The sequence below is a fragment of the Stenotrophomonas sp. YJH_SMC_122 genome (assembly GCF_059369535.1).
Window position 1 is genome coordinate 134,240 of record NZ_JCAFST010000009.1, and the last position, 14,955, is coordinate 149,194.

9 protein-coding genes are annotated in these 14,955 nt (G+C 67.5%); 5 read left to right on the forward strand and 4 right to left on the reverse strand.

Going from position 1 to position 14,955, the window contains the following annotated elements; all coding sequences use genetic code 11:
• Positions 1-95 precede the first annotated feature (95 nt).
• The 4 genes from AC5P66_RS13585 to AC5P66_RS13600 form a co-directional block, all read right to left on the reverse strand.
• Positions 96-608 carry a hypothetical protein gene (locus AC5P66_RS13585; RefSeq protein ID WP_049410689.1) on the reverse strand — a complete coding sequence of 171 codons (513 nt, stop codon included), beginning with the start codon at positions 606-608 and terminating at the stop codon, positions 96-98.
• Between the two features lie 45 nt (positions 609-653).
• Positions 654-947, reverse strand: a complete 294-nt coding sequence (locus AC5P66_RS13590; RefSeq protein ID WP_049410686.1) for a LysM peptidoglycan-binding domain-containing protein — start codon at positions 945-947, stop codon at positions 654-656.
• A gap of 189 nt (positions 948-1,136) precedes the next feature.
• Entirely contained in the window at positions 1,137-1,955 is an 819-nt protein-coding gene (gene queF / locus AC5P66_RS13595; RefSeq protein WP_049410682.1) for an NADPH-dependent 7-cyano-7-deazaguanine reductase QueF, read from the reverse strand.
• A 492-nt stretch (positions 1,956-2,447) separates the two neighbouring features.
• Positions 2,448-3,767, reverse strand: coding sequence for a M20 family metallopeptidase (locus AC5P66_RS13600; protein ID WP_049410704.1), 1,320 nt, complete (start codon positions 3,765-3,767; stop codon positions 2,448-2,450).
• Between the two features lie 186 nt (positions 3,768-3,953).
• Here AC5P66_RS13600 and AC5P66_RS13605 point away from each other — a divergent pair, with 186 nt between their 5' ends.
• The 5 genes from AC5P66_RS13605 (at position 3,954) to AC5P66_RS13625 (ending at position 14,944) form a co-directional block, all read left to right on the forward strand.
• Positions 3,954-5,198: an efflux RND transporter periplasmic adaptor subunit gene (locus AC5P66_RS13605; RefSeq protein WP_099494580.1), complete on the forward strand. Its 1,245-nt coding sequence runs from the start codon at positions 3,954-3,956 to the stop codon at positions 5,196-5,198.
• A gap of 74 nt (positions 5,199-5,272) precedes the next feature.
• Complete coding sequence (locus tag AC5P66_RS13610; RefSeq protein WP_099494579.1) at positions 5,273-8,506, forward strand: efflux RND transporter permease subunit; 3,234 nt, start codon at positions 5,273-5,275, stop codon at positions 8,504-8,506.
• A 31-nt stretch (positions 8,507-8,537) separates the two neighbouring features.
• The gene (locus AC5P66_RS13615) at positions 8,538-11,660 is read left to right on the forward strand and encodes an efflux RND transporter permease subunit (RefSeq protein ID WP_099494578.1); all 3,123 of its coding nucleotides are present in this window, start codon (positions 8,538-8,540) and stop codon (positions 11,658-11,660) included.
• Between the two features lie 171 nt (positions 11,661-11,831).
• Complete coding sequence (gene yccS / locus AC5P66_RS13620) at positions 11,832-14,009, forward strand: YccS family putative transporter (RefSeq protein ID WP_049439062.1); 2,178 nt, start codon at positions 11,832-11,834, stop codon at positions 14,007-14,009.
• A 140-nt stretch (positions 14,010-14,149) separates the two neighbouring features.
• Positions 14,150-14,944: an SDR family NAD(P)-dependent oxidoreductase gene (locus tag AC5P66_RS13625; protein WP_049439061.1), complete on the forward strand. Its 795-nt coding sequence runs from the start codon at positions 14,150-14,152 to the stop codon at positions 14,942-14,944.
• Positions 14,945-14,955: the final 11 nt, after the last annotated feature.

Genomic DNA, 14,955 nt, shown 5'->3' on the forward strand with positions numbered 1-14,955 from the left:
GACGCCTGGATGAAGCCGACCATCATCCAACAAAAAAGGACGCAGCCTCGCGGCTGCGTCCATCGTGAGCCCTGCCGGGAGAGAGTCGGCTGGACTTACTTGACCTCGAACTCCTGCGGCGTTCCGGCCGCCTTGCCATCGACGGTGACTTCGGCGCGGTACTTGCCGGCCGGCCAGCCCTTTGCATTCTTGAAGGTGACGTTGGTGGTTTCCGCACCGCTGGTGTTCAGCGTGGCATTTTGTTCGCCGGCCACCTGGCCGTCCTGGTAGGTCAGCTTCGCGCCAACGGTGACGTTGTTGGCAGCACCGTCGGTCTTGACCGAGACGATGATGTCGTCCTTCGGCGCGAACAGAGCCGTCGTCGCAACCGACTTGTCGGCGGCTGCGGTCTTGCCGACAGTGACCGACGAGACGCTGACAGCAGCGGCTTCGGCCATCGGCGGCGGCGCGCCGGTCATCGGGGCCGGTGCTGCCGGTTCGGCCGGAGCAGTCGCTGCCGGAGCGGCATTGGTGTCGGTCGACTCTTCTTTCTTCTTGCAACCGACCAGGGCGACGCTGCCCAGCAGGGCGGCGATCAGGGCGGTCTGGAGCGGGGTGGTCTTGATCATTCGGGGTTCCTCCCAGGGATTGTCGGATGGCGTTCGATCGCCGGCTTACTTCGGCGGCAGTTTCAGGGTCTGGCCCGGGAAGATCTTGTCCGGGTCATCAAGCACATCGCGGTTGGCTTCGAAGATCTTCTTCCAGGCATTGGCGTCGCCCAGATGCTGCTTGGCGATCTTCGACAGCGAGTCCCCCTTCTGCACGGTGTAGGTGCCGCCGCTGACAACGTCGGCGGTGCTGTCCACCGAGGCGCTGACGCCGGAAAAGTCCGCCTTCGGTGCCTGTTCGGCGGTACTGTCGACGCTGCTGCTGACGCCGGAGAAATCGGCTTTCTTCTCGGTACTCATCCACAACTCCCGTCTGCATGACTACGTGATTGGCACGGTGCCATGGAGGTTGTTAAATGGGGATGGTGCAGATGTGAAGCCGCCCCCGGGGGCGACTGAACAATCGGGGGAATGGACGCCCGGTAGTGCCGGCCGCTGGCCGGCGCGCGCCGGGCATGGCCCGGCACAACGGGTAACCGCCTGCGGCGGTTACTGCCGCAGCTCGCGGTAGGTCGCGGCCGGGGCGGCGATGCCCCGGCTGGCACGCCAGGGATTGATGTCCAGGCCACCGCGGCGGGTGTAGCGGGCCTCGACCTCCAGCCAGTGCGGCCGGCAGCGCGCGGACACCTCGCTGAAGATCCGCTCAACGCACTGCTCGTGGAACTCGGCATGCTCGCGGTAGCTGACCAGATAGCGCAGCAGGCCGGCGCGATCGATCTTCGGCCCGCGATAACGCAGGCTGACCGTGGCCCAGTCCGGCTGGCCGGTGACCGGGCAGTTGGACTTCAGCAGCGCCGAGACCAGGGTCTCCTCCACCACCTCGCCCGCATCGGCGGCGAGGAAGTCCGCCTGTGGCGGGCCGTAGCAGTCGATCTCCACGTCCAGCCCGTCGATGGATTCGCCGAGCGGCGTCTCGCGCAGCTCCGGCAGGCCGAACTCGACCTGGACCGGCGCACCGGCGCAGGCCGACAGATCCGCCACGATGCGCGCGCGCAGCGCCTCGGCGCTGTCGATGCGGGTGCTGTTGAGGGAGTTGAGGTACAGCTTGAACGACTTCGATTCGATCAAACGCGGCGAAGTGCATGGCACCTGGACGGTGGCGACGGCGACCTGCGGCTTGCCACGCGGGTCGAGCCAGCTCAGCTCGAAGGCGTGCCAGCGGTCGTGGCCGACGAATGGCAGCGCGGCGTCATCGAGGCCGATCTCGGCGCGGGCACCGCTGCGGGGGATCGGGAACAGCAGGCCGGGATCGTACTGCGACGGGTAACTGACCTCGCGACCGAGGCTGGAATCCTGTGGGGTGTTCATGGAGGTCATTGTATCGCGCGGAGACCGGGCCTTCGGCCGGGCCGGCCAACGGCGGAGCCCCTCCGTGGTGGGGTGTTGGGTCGTCGAAAGCCTGGATTCCCGGAAGTGGGCCGGGCGGATGGGGCTGGCGGGGACGCCGTGAATCCGTCCCTGGAGGCTTAGCCGCGCCATCCATGGCGCGGATACCCCGCCAGCCCCACCCGCCCGGCCCCCCCGACAGATTTCTGCCGCCGATCCACCACGGGAAAGATCAGAAAATCAAAATCCGATCCTTCGGACATTTTCGATGTCTGCCATCCACGCATGGCGTGGATTTACCGGCAAGCCACGGGATCGGGTCTGGAGGAAAGCCCCCCGAGTCAGGGGGCGGCCGCGAAGCGGCAGGGGTCTGGAAGCTGGTAAGGGGGGCCCACCGTTCGCGCAGCGAACTGTGGGAGCGACAGCGCGCATGCGATGTCGCGTACCCAGGGCTGCAAGCCCTGCCGGTAACCCTTACCCCGCCGGAGTACCGGCACCGTGCAGGTAATCCAGGCTCACCTGCAGCAGCGCACGCAAGCCCACATCCAGCGCCTTCTCATCCAGCAGGAACTTCGGCGAATGGTTGGCCGGCGCCGTCGCCGGGTCGATGCCCACGCTGGTGGACCCGACGAAGAAGAACATGCCCGGCACTTCCTTCGCGTACAGCGAGAAATCCTCCGCGCCCATCTGCAGCGGCGGCTCGTACACATTGTCCTTGCCCACCACCGCCTGCAGGCTCGGCAGCATCTTCGCGGTCAGCGCCGGGTCGTTCACCGTGGCCGGATTGCCCTCCGATTCGTAGATGTCGGTCACCGCCTTCGCACCGTGCGCGGCGGCCGTGTGCTCGGCCACGTTGCGCAGGTCGGCGAAGATCTGCTGGCGCATGCCTTCGTCGAAGGTGCGGATGGTACCGACCATCTCCACTTCATCGGGAATGATGTTGTAGCGGATGCCGCCGTTGATCGCGCCGAAGGTCAGCACGGCCGGCTGCTTGGACAGGTTGGCGCGGCGGCTGACGATGGTCTGCGCGGTCCCCACCAGGTCGGCGGTGGCGACGATCGGATCAACACCGTTCCACGGTGCCGAGCCATGCGTCTGGCGACCGATCACCTTGATCCCGAAGCGATCCGAGGCGGCCATCAATGGGCCGCCGCGCACAGCGATCTGGCCGGCCTGCACGCTGGAGAACACATGCAGGCCGAACACTGCCTCCGGCTTGAAGTCGGCAAACAGCCCTTCCTTCAGCATCAGTGCGGCACCGCCCTCTTCCGGCGGCGGCGCGCCTTCCTCGGCCGGCTGGAAGATCAGCATCACCTGGCCCGGCAGGTCCTTCTTCATTGACACCAGCGCTTCGGCCACGCCGAGCAGGGTGGCGGTATGCGCGTCGTGCCCACAGGCATGCATCACGCCCACGGTCTGCCCGCGGTACTGGTCGGTGGCCCTGGAGGCGAACGGCAGGCCGGTCTGCTCGGTCACCGGCAACGCGTCCATGTCCGCACGCAGTGCGATCTTCGGGCCCGGCCTGCCGCCCTCGATGATCGCCACCACGCCGTGGTGGGCGATGCCGGTCTTCGGCTTCAGGCCCATCGCACGCAGGCGCTTGGCGACCTCGGCCGAGGTGCGCGCCTCGCGGTTGGACAGCTCCGGGTGCTGGTGGAAGTCACGACGCCATTCGACCACCCGGGCCTGCAGCCGCTGCGCGGCGGCGGTCACTTCCGGGCGTTGCCCGTCCTGGGCATGGGCAAGCGCCGGCATGGCCAGCAGCAGGGCGGACAGCAGCAGCGAACGGCGCATCGCAATCTCCACAGCAAGAGGGTTCCAGCTGAATGTAGGGCAACACCGGCGCCACGGGAACCTCCGGCGCCGCATCCGGTCTTAGCGCCCGTCCCATCCGTCATGCAGGAAACGTGATGTGGCACAGGTATGCTTTGCGCATTGTCCCGGCGTCCCGTCCGGTCCAGCCCTCTCGGAGTCCTCGTAATGTCACGTGTTTGGAAGATCGTGCTGCTGGTCGTGGCGGTGCTGGTGCTGGCCGTGGTCGGCCTGCGCGTCATCGGCGGGGGCAAGGACATGGCGGGAAAACCTGCTGCGGGCGGGCGCCAGGGCGGCGAAGATCCGAATGCCGGTCCAGTGCCGGTGACCGTGGTGGAGGCCACGCGCCAGGACGTGCCGGTGTATGCCAGCGCGCTGGGTACGGTGACCGCGATGAACACCGTCACCGTCAGCCCGCAGGTCGGCGGCCAGCTGATGAGCCTGAATTTCCGTGAAGGCCAGGAAGTGAAGCAGGGTGATGTGCTGGCGGTGATCGATCCGCGCACCGCCCAGGCCAGCTACGACCAGGCCGCGGCAGCCAAGCGCCAGAACGAGGCCCTGCTCGCCACCGCGCGCTCCAACTACCAGCGCTCGAACGCGCCGGAGTATCGCCAGTACGTCGCCAAGACCGATCTGGATACACAGCGAAACCAAGTGGCACAGTACGAAAGCGCCGTGGCCGCCAACGAGGCCAGCATGCGCTCGGCGCAGGTGCAGCTGCAGTACACCCGGGTCACCGCACCGATCTCCGGCATCGCCGGCATCCGTGCGGTCGATGCGGGCAACGTGGTCAGCGCCGGCACCGCGCTGGTCACGCTCACCCAGATCCATCCGATCCACGTACTGTTCAACCTGCCCGAGCGCCAGCTCGGCGATGTGCGCCAGGCGCAGGCCGCCGGCACGGTACCGGTGGCGGCGCTGGACCGCGCCGATTCGCACGTGCTGTCCGCAGACGGCAAGCTCGATGTGGTCGACAACCTGATCAGTGCCGACAGCGGCACGTTCAAGGCGCGCGCCGTGTTCGACAACACCGACAACGGCCTGTGGCCGGGCCAGTTCGTCAACGTGCGCATGCAGCTGCGCACCATCGGCGGCGGCGTGGTCATTCCGACCCAGGCGGTGCTGCGTGGCCCGGACGGCGAGTACGTCTATGTCGTGCAGGGCGACAACACGGTGAAGATGCAGACCGTGCGCAGCGGCGTGGAAGTGGGCGACAGCCAGGTGCAGATCGCCGAAGGCCTGAAGGGCGGCGAGCGGGTGGTCAGCGAAGGCCAGTTCCGCCTGAAGCCGGGCAGCAAGGTCACCGCGCTGAAGCCGGGCGAGACCCCGGCCGCGCCGACCGAGGCCGAGCTGAAGGCGGCCGAGCAGAAGAACGGTGGCGGCGGTGGCCGTCGCGGTGGTGGCCCGCGCTGAGCGCAGGCCACGGTTCTCCCTCGCGCCGGCGGACCTGCCGGCGCCGACATTGAAGTGACAGCAAGGATCCGTCCGTGGGCTTTTCGACGATCTTCATCCGCCGCCCGATCGCTACCTCGCTGTTGATGGCGGGCCTGTTGCTGCTGGGCATCCTCGGTTACCGCAAGCTGCCGGTGTCGGCGCTGCCGGAAATCGATGCGCCCAGCCTGGTGGTCACCACCCAGTACCCCGGCGCCAACGCCACCACCATGGCCTCGCTGGTCACCACGCCGCTGGAGCGCCAGTTCGGGCAGATCTCCGGGCTGGAACTGATGACGTCGGACTCGTCGGCCGGGTTGTCGACGATCATCCTGCAGTTCTCGATGGACCGCGACATCGACATCGCCGCGCAGGACGTGCAGGCGGCGATCCGCCAGGCCACCCTGCCCTCATCGCTGCCCTACCAGCCGGTGTACAACCGGGTGAATCCGGCCGACGCGGCCATCGTCACCCTGAAGCTGACCTCTGACACGCGTCCGCTGCGTGACGTCAACAACTACGCCGACTCGATCCTGGCCCAGCGCCTGTCGCAGGTGCAGGGCGTCGGCCTGGTCTCGATTGCCGGCAACGTGCGGCCCGCCGTGCGCATCCAGGTCAATCCGGCGCAGCTGTCGAACATGGGGCTGACCCTGGAACAGCTGCGCAGCGCGCTGACCCAGGCCAACGTCAACGCGCCGAAGGGTTCGTTGAACGGCAAGACCCAGTCCTACAGCATCGGCACCAACGACCAGCTGGCCAGCGCCGCCGAGTACCGCGACACCATCATCAGCTACAAGAACGGCCGCCCGGTGCGGCTGTCGGACGTGGCCGAGGTGGTCGATGGCGTGGAGAACGACCAGTTGGCCGCCTGGGCCGATGGCAAGCCGGCGGTGCTGCTGGAAGTGCGCCGCCAGCCGGGCGCCAACATCGTGCAGACCGTCGAGCGCATCCGCGCGCTCCTGCCGCAGCTGCAGGGCGTGCTGCCGGCCGACGTGCGCCTGGAAATCTTCAACGACCGCACCGAGACCATCCGCGCCTCGGTGCATGAGGTGCAGTTCACCCTGATCCTCACCATCGGCCTGGTGGTGGCGGTGATCTTCGTGTTCCTGCGCCGGTTGTGGGCCACGATCATCCCGTCGGTGGCAGTGCCTTTGTCGCTGGCCGGCACCTTCGCGGTGATGGCCTTCGCCGGCATGTCGCTGGACAACCTGTCGCTGATGGCGCTGGTGGTGGCCACCGGCTTCGTGGTCGACGATGCGATCGTGATGATCGAGAACATCGTGCGCTACATCGAGCAGGGCAAGAGTGGCAAGGAGGCGGCCGAGATCGGCGCGCGCCAGATCGGCTTCACCGTGCTGTCGCTGACGGTTTCGCTGGTGGCGGTGTTCCTGCCGCTGCTGCTGATGCCCGGCGTCACCGGCCGCCTGTTCCACGAGTTCGCGTGGGTGCTGAGCATCGCCGTGGTGCTGTCGATGCTGATCTCGCTGACGCTGACCCCGATGATGTGTGCCTACCTGCTCAAGCCCGATGCCCTGCCCGAGGGCGAGGACGCGCATGAGCGCGCGGCGGCGGCCGGCAAGCAGAACCTGTGGACGCGCACCGTCGGCCTCTACGAGCACAGCCTGGACTGGGTGCTGGGCCACCAGCGCCTGACCCTGGCCGTGGCCGGTGGCGCGCTGGTGCTGACCGTGCTGCTGTACGTGCTGATCCCCAAGGGCCTGCTGCCCGAACAGGACACCGGCCTGATCACCGGCGTGGTGCAGGCCGACCAGAACATCGCCTTCCCGCAGATGGAGCAGCGCACCAGGCAGGTGGCCGAAGCACTGCGCCAGGATCCGGACGTGACCGGCGTGTCGGCCTTCATCGGCGCCGGCAGCATGAACCCCACCCTCAACCAGGGCCAGCTGTCGATCGTGCTGAAGGAGCGCAGCCAGCGCGATGGGCTGGAGGAGATCCTGCCGCGCCTGCAGAAGGCGGTGGCCGGCATTCCGGGCGTGGCGCTGTACCTGAAACCGGTGCAGGACGTGACCCTGGATACCCGCGTGGCCGCCACCGAGTACCAGTACTCGCTGTCGGACGTGGATTCGGCGACGGTGGCGACCCAGGCCACGCGCCTGACCGAAGCGCTGCGCAAGCGCCCGGAACTGGCCGACGTCGACAACAACCTGTCCAACCAGGGCCGCGCCCTGGAGCTGAACATCGACCGCGACAAGGCCAGCGTGCTGGGCGTGCCGATGCAGACCATCGACGACACGCTCTACGATGCGTTCGGCCAGCGCCAGATCTCGACCATCTTCACCGAGCTCAACCAGTATCGCGTGGTGCTGGAAGTGGCACCGGAGTTCCGCACCAGCACCGCGCTGATGGAACAGCTGGCGGTCGCCTCCAACGGCGCCGGCGCATTGACCGGCACCAATGCCACCAGCTTCGGCCAGGTCACCTCCTCCAACTCGTCCACCGCCACCGGCATCGGCGCGCAGAACACCGGCATCACCGTCGGCGCCGGCAACATCATTCCGCTGTCGGCACTGGCCGAAGGCAAGGTCAGCAGCGCACCGCTGGTGGTCAGCCACCAGCAGCAGCTGCCTGCGGTGACCGTGTCGTTCAACGTGGCGCCGGGCTATTCGCTGTCCGAAGCGGTGCGAGCGATCCAGGAGACCAAGGACAGCCTGGACATGCCCGCCCACCTGCATGCCGAGTTCATCGGCAAGGCCGCCGAGTTCACCGGCAGCCAGACCGACGTGGTGTGGCTGCTGCTGGCCTCGCTGGTGGTGATCTACATCGTGCTGGGCGTGCTCTACGAGAGCTACATCCACCCGATCACGATCATCTCCACGCTGCCGCCGGCCGGTGTCGGCGCGCTGCTGGCGCTGATGCTGTGCGGGCTGAGCCTGTCGGTGGATGGCATCGTCGGCATCGTGCTGCTGATCGGCATCGTCAAGAAGAACGGCATCATGATGGTGGACTTCGCGATCGAGGCGCGTCGCGCCGGTGCCAACGCGCACGAGGCGATCCGCCGTGCCTGCCTGCTGCGCTTCCGCCCGATCATGATGACCACCGCCGCAGCCATGCTCGGCGCACTGCCGCTGGCGCTGGGCACCGGCATCGGTTCGGAACTGCGCCGCCCGCTGGGCATCGCCATCGTCGGTGGCCTGCTGCTGTCGCAGCTGGTGACGCTGTACACGACGCCGGTGATCTACCTGTACATGGAACGTTTCTCGGAGTGGCTGGCACGCCGCCGCGAGCAGCGTGCGCTGCGCGATGGTTCGCTGCAGGAGCCGCAGGCATGATCCACGCCCCGCTGCCGTGGGCGGCCGCACGATGAACCTGTCCGGTCCCTTCATCCGCCGCCCGATCGGCACCGCACTGCTGGCCATCGGCCTGTTCATGGTCGGCCTGATCTGCTACCTGCGCCTGGGCGTATCGGCACTGCCGAACATCGAGATCCCGGTGATCTTCGTGCATGCCAGCCAGTCCGGCGCCGACGCGGCGACCATGGCCTCGACGGTCACCGCGCCGCTGGAACGCCACCTCGGCCAGCTGCCGGGCATCGACCGCATGCGCTCGTCGAGCTCGGAAGGCAGCTCGCTGGTGTTCATGATCTTCCAGAGCGGCCACAACATCGATTCGGCGGCACTGGATGTACAAACGGCGATCAACTCGGCACAGGCCGACCTGCCCTCGGGCATGGGCTCGCCGATGTACCAGAAAGCGAACCCGAACGACGACCCGGTGATCGCCATCGCGCTGACCTCGCAGACGCAGTCGGCCGATGAGCTGTACAACGTCGCCGATTCGCTGCTGGCGCAGCGCATCCGCCAGATCAGCGGCGTCGCCTCGGTCGACATCGCTGGCGCGTCGACGCCGGCGGTGCGCGTGGACGTCAACCTGCGCCTGATGAACGCGCTGGGCCTGACTGCCGATGACCTGCGCAACGCGGTGCGCGCGGCCAACGTGACCTCGCCCACCGGCTTCCTCAGCGATGGCAACACCACCACCGCGATCATCGCCAACGACTCGGTGGCACGCGCCGCCGACTTCGCCGACCTGGTGGTCAAGACCCAGGGCGACGGCCGGGTGATCCGGCTGAAGGACATCGCCAACGTCTACGACGGCCAGCAGGATGCCTACCAGGCGGCCTGGTTCGACCACAAGCCGGCGGTGGTGATGTACGTGTTCACCCGTGCCGGCGCCAACATCGTGGAGACCGTGGACCGGGTCAAGGCGCAGATCCCCACCCTGCGCGACTACCTGCAGCCGGGCACCACGCTGACGCCGTACTTCGACCGTACGCCGACCATCCGTTCGTCGCTGCATGAAGTGCAGATCACCCTGCTGATCAGCCTGGCGATGGTGGTGCTGACCATGGCGCTGTTCCTGCGCCGGCTGGCCCCCACCCTGATCGCGGCGGTGACCGTGCCACTGTCGCTGGCCGGCGCCGCGCTGGTGATGTACGTGATGGGCTTCACCCTGAACAACCTGAGCCTGCTGGCGCTGGTGATCGCGATCGGCTTCGTGGTCGACGATGCGATCGTGGTGATCGAGAACATCATGCGCCACCTCGACGAGGGCATGCCGCGCATGCAGGCGGCGTTGACCGGTGCGCGCGAGATCGGCTTCACCATCGTCTCGATCACCGCCTCGCTGGTGGCGGTGTTCATCCCGCTGCTGTTCGCCAGCGGCATGATGGGTGCGTTCTTCCGCGAGTTCACCGTCACCCTGGTGGCGGCCATCGTGGTCTCGATGGTCGTCTCGCTGACGTTGACCCCGGCGCTGTGCAGCCGCTTCCTCAGTGCGCACGACCACAGCGCGCCGCCGTCGCGTTTCGGCCGCTGGCTGGACGCCGGCCACGAGCGCATGCTGCGCATCTACACCGTGTTCCTCGACTTCTCGCTGCGCCACGCGCTGCTGTTGTCGCTGACGCCGCTGATCCTGATCGGCGTCACCATCTTCCTGTTCGGGGAGGTGAAGAAGGGTGCGTTCCCGCCACAGGACACCGGCCTGATCTGGGGCCGCGCCAACTCCAGCGCCACCGTGTCGTTCGAGGACATGGTCGCGCGCCAGCGCCGCATCACCGACATGCTGATGGCCGACCCGGCGGTGAAGACGGTGGGTGTACGCCTGGGCAGCGGCCGCCAGGGCTCCAGTGCACAGTTCAACATCGAGCTGAAATCACGCAGCGACGGCCGCCGCGAAACCACCGCACATGCGCTGGCGCGACTCAGCGCCAAGGCCGATCGCTATCCCGACCTGCAGCTGCGCCTGCGCGCGATCCAGGACCTGCCCAGCAACGATGGCGGCGGTTCCAGCCAGGGCGCGCAATACCGCATTTCCCTGCAGGGCAACGACCTGGCCGCACTGCAGGAATGGCTGCCCAAGCTGCAGGCGGAACTGAAGAAGAACCCGAAGCTGCGCGACGTCGGCACCGACGTGGACAATGCCGGCCTGCGCCAGAACATCCAGATCGACCGCGCAAAGGCCGCGCGCCTGGGCATCACGGTGGGCGCCATCGACGGCGCGCTGTACGGTGCGTTCGGCCAGCGCCAGATCTCCACCATCTATTCGGACATCAACCAGTACAGCGTGGTGGTCAATGCCCTGCCCTCGCAGACCGCCACCCCGGCGGCGCTGGATGAGGTCTACGTGCGTGCGCGCAACGGCGACATGGTGCCGATCACCGCGGTGGCCACGCAGATGCCTGGCCTGGCCCCATCGCAGATCACCCACGAGAACCAGTACACGACGATGGACCTCAGCTACAACCTGGCTCCCAACGTGAGCATGGGCGAGGCCAAGGCGATCATCGACGCGACCGTGGCCGGCATGCGCATGCCCGGCGACATCCGCCTGGCCGACGATGCGGGCTTCGGCTTCAACTCCGATCCCAGCGACATGCTGATCCTGGTGTTCGCCGCAATCCTGACCGTGTACCTGGTACTGGGCATGCTCTACGAGAGCCTGATCCACCCGGTCACCATCCTGTCCACGCTGCCGGCGGCGGGTGTCGGTGCGCTGCTGGCCCTGTTCGGCACCAACACCGAGCTGTCGGTGATCTCGATGATCGCGCTGGTGCTGCTGATCGGCATCGTCAAGAAGAACGCGATCATGATGATCGACTTCGCACTGGTGGCGCAGCGCGAGCATGGGCTGGCGCCGCGCGATGCCGCACGCGAGGCCAGCATCGTGCGCTTCCGCCCGATCATGATGACCACGATGGTCGCGATCCTGGCCGCAGTGCCGCTGGCGATCGGCCTGGGTGAAGGGTCCGAGCTGCGCCGCCCGCTGGGCATCGCGATGATCGGCGGCCTGCTGTTCTCGCAAAGCCTGACCCTGCTCAGTACGCCGGCGCTGTACGTGATCTTCTCCTGCCTGGCCGAGCGCTGGCGCACCCGTCGCGCGCGCAGGCGCGAAGCGAAGCTGCTCAAGCGCGCGCAGCAGGCGTAGTAGAGCCCATCCACGCATGGCGTGGATCTACGGGTAGAGCCGGCCGCTGGCCGGCTTCCTCCGTACAGCGAATCTGCCGGCCAGCGGCCGGCACTACCGGTATTCCTGCGCAGGCTGTCCCCTTCACCCTGCACCCGCAATAATGGTGGAAGACCCTTCCACCGAGCCTGCATGTCCGCCCGCCACTCCCGCCTCAGCCGCCTGTGGGCCCACGAAAAGGCCAGCTACGGCCTGCGCGTGTTCATCGCGCTGACCGCGGCCGTGGCCGTGTGCTGGCAGTTCGAGGCGCTGACCGCCCTGCCCGGCGTGTTCCTCGGCATCATCGCAAGCGCCATCGCAGAAACCGACGACAACTGGTGGGGCCGGACCAAGGCCGTGGTGTTGTCCCTGTTGTGCTTCTGCATTGCGGCGGCTTCGGTGATCTGGCTGTTCCCGTGGCCGTGGATCTTCATCGGCGCGCTGGCACTGTCCACCTTCGGTCTGACCCTGCTTGGCGCGCTCGGCGAGCGCTACGCATCGATTGCCCAGGCCACGGTGACGCTGGCGATCTACACGATGATCGGCCTGGAACAACATGGTGCCAGCGACCTGCACAGCGCACTGGAGGCGGTCAGCCATCTGCTGGCCGGTGCGGTCTGGTACGGGCTGTTGTCGATCCTGTGGACCGCGTTGTTCGCCAACCGGCCGGTGCGCGAACGCGTGGCGCGGCTGTACCTTGAATTGGGCCGCTACCTGCAGCTGAAGGCTGCGCTGTTCGAGCCGGTGCGCGAAGCCGACCTGCAACGTCGCCAGCTCGACCTGGCCGAACAGAACCGCCGTGTGGTGGGTGCACTGAACGAGGCCAAGACAGCGATCCTGGCCCGCTTCGGCCGCTCCGGCCGGCCCGGGGTGAACTCCGGCCTGTACCTGCGCCTGTACTACATGGCGCAGGATTTCCACGAGCGCGCCAGTTCCTCGCACTACCCGTATGGCGCGCTGGTGGACGCCTTCTTCCACAGCGATGTGCTTTACCGCTGCCAGCGCCTGCTCGACCTGCAGGGCCAGGCCTGTGCCCGCCTGGGCGAGGCGATCCGGCTGCGTCGTCCGTTCGTATACGGCGAAAGCAACCAGCAGGCCGGGCGCGACCTGGCCGACGCGCTGGCCTACCTGCGTGACCAGCAGCGCCCGCAGTGGCAGCGCCTGCTCGGCTCGCTGGACCTGCTGGTTCACAACCTGCGCAGCATCGAGCGCCGCCTGCTGGATGCCGAACGTTCCGAAGCCAGCCTGGACAACGTCGACACCCGCCTGCGCGACAGCAACCCGCATACCCTGCGCGAGATGGGCGTGCGCATCCGCCAGCAGCTCACGCCCGGCTCGGTGCTGTTCCGCCATGGCTTGCGCATGGCACTGGCGCTGATCGCCGGCTTTGCAGCGATCCGGCTGTTCAATGCGCAGAATGGTTCATGGGTACTGCTGACCATCGTGTTCGTGTGCCGGCCCAACTTCGGCGCCACCCGCCAGCGCCTTGCACAGCGCATCGTCGGCACCGTCGCCGGACTGGTGCTGACCTGGGCGCTGCTGCAGCTGTTCCCGCAGCTGCACGTACAGCTGCTGATCGCACTGCTGTCGGCACTGTTGTTCTTCTTCACCCGCACCGACCGCTACCTGGTGGCATCAGGCGCGATTACCGTGATGGCGCTGACCTGCTTCAACCTGATCGGCGATGGCTTCGTGCTGATCGTGCCGCGCATGGTCGATACGGTGTTGGGCTGCGCGATCGCAGCGGCGGCAGCATTCCTGATCCTGCCTGACTGGCAGGGGCGCCAGCTGCATCTCGTCCTGGCACGCGTGCTGGACACTGCGGCTCGCTACCTGGATTCGGTGCTGGGCCAGTACCGCAGCGGCATGCGCGACGACCTGGCCTACCGCATCGCCCGCCGCGACATGCACAACGCCGACGCCGCGCTGTCCACCGCGTTGTCGAACATGCTGCGCGAACCCGGCCACGTGCGCCGCAACCTGGATGCCGGCTTCCGCTTCCTGGCGCTGTCCAACACGCTGCTGGGGCATCTGTCGGCGCTGGGTGCGCACCGCGACCAGGTGGACAGCTACGCTGGCGATCCACTGGCGCTGGCCGCGGGCGATCGCGTGCGCAAGGCACTTCAGCAGCTGGCGACGGCGCTGACCGCGCGGCAACCCGTCGCGGAAGATGACAACGACGCCGACCGCGCGGTGGCCGCCGAGCTGGAGCAGATCGACGAGGCGATGCCGCCGAAACTGCAGTTGATCCGTACCCAGATGGCGCTGGTACTGCGCATGCTGCCGAAGGTGCGTGCAGCGGCCAATGAGGCGGTGACCAACCTGACCTGATCCCTCATCGCTGATCGGGCGTCCCATCCACGCACGGCGTGGATCTGCTGCGCTGCGTGCAACGGCGCGTTGCACCTGGCGATGCAGTTCGATCACGCCGCCACGCGGATACTGGGCAGCTCCCGCCCCGGATCATCACCATGAAAATCGAACTCAGCGGCCGCACCGCGCTGGTGACCGCCTCCACCGCCGGCATCGGCCTGGCCATCGCCCAGGGCCTGGCCAGCGCTGGTGCGCGGGTCGTTCTCAATGGCCGCAGCACCGACAGCGTCGAGCGCGCCCGCCGGCACCTGCTCGCGGCCGTGCCGGGAGCCGACGTACTCGGTATCGCCGCCGACCTCTCCGATGCGGCCGGTGTCGATACGCTGCTGGCTGGGTTGCCGAAGATCGACATCCTGGTCAACAACGCCGGCATCTTCGGCCCAGAGGATTTCTTCCAGACCGATGACGCCACCTGGGAGCGCTACTGGCAGACCAACGTGATGTCCGGCGTACGCCTGTCGCGTGCGCTGCTGCCAGCGATGGTCGATGCCGGCTGGGGCCGCGTGCTGTTCATCTCGTCCGAATCGGCGCGCAACATCCCGGCCGACATGATCCATTACGGGGTCAGCAAAACCGCGCAGCTGTCACTGTCGCGCGGCCTGGCCAAGCGCGTGGCCGGCAGCGGCGTCACCGTCAACGCGGTGCTGCCTGGCCCGACCCTGTCCGACGGCTTCGCGGCGATGTTCGAGGATGAACGCCGGCGCAGCGGCAAGCCACTGGAGCAGATCGGCCGCGAGTTCGTGATGGCGCATCGGCCGTCTTCGGTGATCCAGCGCACCGCTACGGTCGAGGAAGTGGCCAACATGGTGGTGTACCTGGCCTCGCCACAGGCCTCGGCGACTTCCGGGGCAGCGCTGCGCGTGGACGGCGGCGTGGTCGACGATATCGTCTGAGGGTGCTGGCA

Coding starts and splice junctions, on each gene's coding strand:
- AC5P66_RS13585 (WP_049410689.1), bottom strand. CDS start 608: ATGATCAAGACCACCCCGCTCCAGACCGCCCTGATCGCCGCCCTGCTG.
- AC5P66_RS13590 (WP_049410686.1), bottom strand. CDS start 947: ATGAGTACCGAGAAGAAAGCCGATTTCTCCGGCGTCAGCAGCAGCGTC.
- queF (WP_049410682.1), bottom strand. CDS start 1,955: ATGAACACCCCACAGGATTCCAGCCTCGGTCGCGAGGTCAGTTACCCG.
- AC5P66_RS13600 (WP_049410704.1), bottom strand. CDS start 3,767: ATGCGCCGTTCGCTGCTGCTGTCCGCCCTGCTGCTGGCCATGCCGGCG.
- AC5P66_RS13605 (WP_099494580.1), top strand. CDS start 3,954: ATGTCACGTGTTTGGAAGATCGTGCTGCTGGTCGTGGCGGTGCTGGTG.
- AC5P66_RS13615 (WP_099494578.1), top strand. CDS start 8,538: ATGAACCTGTCCGGTCCCTTCATCCGCCGCCCGATCGGCACCGCACTG.
- yccS (WP_049439062.1), top strand. CDS start 11,832: ATGTCCGCCCGCCACTCCCGCCTCAGCCGCCTGTGGGCCCACGAAAAG.
- AC5P66_RS13625 (WP_049439061.1), top strand. CDS start 14,150: ATGAAAATCGAACTCAGCGGCCGCACCGCGCTGGTGACCGCCTCCACC.